Raw genomic sequence first — 2,447 nt, forward strand, 5'->3', positions numbered from 1 at the left:
CGTATTTGGTCTGGGGGGCGTCTGCGCCTTGCCCGGTGGTGGCGCTTTCCATGCGCCCTTCGCTGTCGTACTGGTAGCTGATGAGGCCGTCGCCCAGCAAATCACCTGCGTTGTTGTACTGGTAGGTAACGTTGCTGGTGGCGGTGTTGCCCCCTTGGCTGGTGGTTTGCGCAAAGCCCAGCAGGCGGTTGTGGCCGGCGTCGCCGCCGTAGGTGCGGCTGGTGGTGGTGCCTGCCACATCCCGGGTGCTGGCCGTGCGGTTGCCGTTGGCATCGTACTGGAAGCTGGCGCTGTCGGCGGGGGTGTTGGCACCGGTGTTCTTGGTGAAGCCGGTGATGCGGCCCGCAGGGCTGTATTGCACGGTCCAGGTACTGGTGGCCTGGGCGATGGTGCTGTCCTGCAGGTTGGTGCTGGCCGGTTGCCACAGGTTCTGGCTCAGCGTGTGGATGCGGCCGGCCGCGTCGTACTGGTAGCTACTGAACTCGGTCGCTGTGAGCTGGCCTGCGGTGTTGTAGGTGCGAGCAGCACTGGTAGGGCTCGCGCTGCCGGGCAGGTTCCAATTCCACACAATGGGCCGGCCCAGGGGGTTCCACATGATGCCGCTGACCAGAGGTTGGCCGGCCCAGGTGATATCTGTGATCTGGCCGGTGCTGTCGTACACGTACTGCAGGGCCTGTCCACCGGGGTAGGTGGTACTGGCCAGCAAGCCCTGGGCGTTGTAGCCGTAGCTGACGCTGCGGGTGTCGCCGTTGATCAGTGTCTGGGTCTTGGTGGTGACCCGGCCGTGGCTGTCGCGCTGGTAGGCGGTGGTGCCGCTGGCATCCACGATCTCGCTCAGGTGGCCTTTGCTTGATGGCGTGAGGTCGTAGCGCAGGGTGGTGGTGCGGCCGTCCGCATAGGTGACCAGGGTTGGCCGGCCGAGTTGGTCGCGCTCAATGCTGGTGGTTTGACCTAGGGCGTCTGTGATCGTGGCAGCCAAGCCCAGCGCGTCGTACTGGGCGCTCTCCGTACCCGTGTCCGGGCTGGTCTCGCTGGTGGCGTTGCCCAGCGCGTCGCGGGTGTAGGTGGTGGCCACCCCCTTGAAGTCGCTGGCCTGGGTGGTGGCATCCAGGGCGTTGTAGCTCAGAGACGCTGTTGCGTTCTCAGGGTTAGTGATGGTCCTGAGCCGGCGCAATGCATCCAGCCCGAGCTGGGTGCTTTGGTTGATGCCGTTGGTGGTGCGGTTGACCTCGCCGTTGGCGTCATAGCCGTAGCTGGTGGTCTGCTGGCCGCCCACGGTGGTGCTGGCCACGCGGTTCAGGCTGTTGATGCTGCGCGCCAGGCTCCACGCTGTTTGGCCCTGGGCGTTGCGCACTTGTTCCTGGGTGCGGTTGCCCATGGCGTCCAGGGTGTAGACGCCGGATTGGCCCCGGTTGTCGCTCCAGCCTGTCACGCGCTGGGCAGCGTCGTAGGTGTAGGTGGTGACGTGGCCGCTGGGCAGCGTGGCGGTGGCGATCTGGCCGCTGGGGCGGTAGGTGAAGGTGCTGGTCAGCCCACCGGTTTGGGTGGTAAGCACCCTGCCCCGCGCGTCGTAGGTGTAGCTGGTCACCAGGCCCGTGGGCCCTGTGTGGGTGAGCACACGGCCTGCGGCGTCGTGGGTGTAGGTGTCGGTGTGGCCCAGGGCATTGGTGGTGCTGGTGAGGTGGCCTGCACTGCTGTATTGGTAGCTGGTGGTGGCTCCATTGGCAGCGGTCTCAGTGGCAACGAGACCCGAGGGGTGGTAGGTCCAGCTGGTGGTGCGCGAGGTGCTGCCGGCACCAGCTCCCGAGCCAGTGTCCGTGATGGTCTGGCTCAGGCGGTTGCCCACGCTGTCGTAGGTGTAGGTGGTGGTGCGGCCGGCCTCCGTGACCATCAAGGGCAGGCGCCACTGGGGGTGCCAGGTGGTGTTGGTGGTGCGCTCTTCGGGCTTGCCGACAGCCTGGGTGACGGAGGTGGGCAGGCGGCGGGCGGTGTCCCAGGCGTAGCTGGTGCTGGTGCCCAGGAAGTCCGTTTCCAGGTCGATCAGGCCCAAGGCAGACTGGCTGCGGCTGGCCGCGTCTGCTGCGCGATTGCCGGAGGGCAGGTTGCTGCCTTTGACGGCCAATTGGCCGAACTTGGTGCCGTAGCTGTAGGTGCGGGATGTGCCCAATGGATCAAGCACGGTGGCCTGGCCTGCGGCCGGGTAGCTCACCTGGTAGCGCTCTGCGCCGCCAGCCAGCTCGGTGCTGATGGCACGGCCTTGTGCGTCGTAGGTGAAGTTGCCCCAGCGCTGGGCGTTTTCATCAACGATGGCGGTCAGGGCGTGGGGGAAGGCGGTATTCTCGTAGAGGAACTGGCGGGTGGTGTTGCCTGGGTAGGTGACCGTGGCCAGGCGCCCTGCACTGTCGTAGGCGTAGCCGATGACGCTGCCGTCCGAGGCGGTCACGGAG

Annotated in this window: 1 protein-coding gene; it reads right to left on the bottom strand. The window is 66.5% G+C overall.

Going from position 1 to position 2,447, the window contains the following annotated elements; translation table 11 throughout:
• Positions 1 to 2,447: hypothetical protein (locus KW835_RS26535; RefSeq protein ID WP_218387742.1), on the bottom strand; the 2,447-nt coding region annotated here is incomplete at both ends.

The sequence above is a fragment of the Acidovorax sp. sic0104 genome (assembly GCF_019219095.1).
Lineage (GTDB): Bacteria > Pseudomonadota > Gammaproteobacteria > Burkholderiales > Burkholderiaceae_C > Acidovorax.